This window comes from Caballeronia sp. BR00000012568055 (genome assembly GCF_029439455.1).
Lineage (GTDB): Bacteria > Pseudomonadota > Gammaproteobacteria > Burkholderiales > Burkholderiaceae > Caballeronia.
Genome location: NZ_JAQFVG010000154.1, coordinates 1 through 1370 on the forward strand (window position 1 = coordinate 1; position 1370 = coordinate 1370).

Below are 1370 nucleotides of genomic sequence, written 5' to 3' on the forward strand. Positions count from 1 at the left end.
TTCAAGCCACGCGTTCGGAAGTGCTGTTCGTTGACTACATCCACGAGCACCTGAGTCCGAACGGTCGTGCTGGCATCATCGTGCCGGAGGGCATCATTTTTCAGAGCGGTACCGCCTACAAGGCGCTGCGCAAGCTGCTGGTGCAGACCTCGCTGGTGGCCGTCGTCTCGTTGCCCGCTGGCGTGTTCCAGCCCTACAGTGGCGTCAAAACTTCCATCCTGATTCTAGACAAGCGCTTGGCCAAGCAGACTGACAAAGTGTTGTTTGTGAAGGTAGGCAATGATGGCTTCGCATTGGGTGCGCAGCGTCGCCCTATCCAGCAGAACGATTTGCCTCTTGCCGAGCAAGCGTTGAAGAATTTCTTTGCTATTCCTGGTGTTTTCGAGGGAAATGAGCTGGCGCACAGGGTGAGCAGGGCGCAGATCGCAGAGAACGCTGACTGGAGCCTAAGCGGCGATCGCTATCGGTTGGACACGGAGCGATCTCATCATTGGCCCATGGTATCCCTCGGCGATGAAACGATTTTCCGGATTGAAAGTGGCGGAACGCCTAAATCCGACGAGCCAGCCTATTGGAATGGCGGCGTGGCGTGGGCAACCTTGGTTGACCTGCCCCAATCCGACTTCATCACCCAGGTAACAGACACCGCGCGCACAATCAGCGACGAGGGTTTGAAAAACTCGTCAGCCAAGCTTTTGCCGATCGGCACCGTATTGGTTTCCAGTCGGGCAACCATTGGGCGGGTTGCGATTGCGCGCATTCCAACCGCAACCAATCAAGGCTTCAAGAACATCGTTATTCAGGACTTCAGCCGGGTAGTGCCTGAATTTCTGGCCTGCATGATGAAATCATTGGTGCAGGAGCTCGAGGCGTTGGCGACGGGTGGAACGTTCAAAGAGTTCTCCAAAGGCGCACTCTCTGGAATTGAAATCCCTCTACCTCCCATTGATGTTCAGCGCGAGATCGTCGCTGAAATTGATGGCTATCAGAAAATTATCGATGGCTCACGTCAGGTAGTGGAGAGCTATACGCCACGCATCGCGAAGAAGCCGGAATGGCCGCTGCGAAGCATTGCTGAGATTTCCGAAGTTAACCCCAAGAAATCCCAGTTAGCGATTTCCGATGAGGCAATGCCTGTATCGTTTGTGCCTATGGCTGACTTGCAGGAAAATGCGATGTTCTTCCAAGCCAAGGAGGAAAGGGCGATTGGCGAAGTTCTGAAACAATATACCTACTTTCAGGACGATGATGTGCTCGTCGCCAAAGTCACCCCATGCTTTGAAAATGGCAAGGCCGGTATCGCAAGAAATTTGGTCCATGGGATTGGTTTTGGCTCCAGCGAATTCTATGTGATCCGTGCCGACAAACAA

1 protein-coding gene is annotated in these 1370 nt (G+C 53.6%); it reads left to right on the top strand.

The annotated features are described in order from the left end of the window. Window positions 1-1370, top strand: a 1370-nt coding sequence (locus tag P7F28_RS08180; RefSeq protein WP_277184010.1) for a restriction endonuclease subunit S, incomplete at both ends; no start/stop codon positions are given.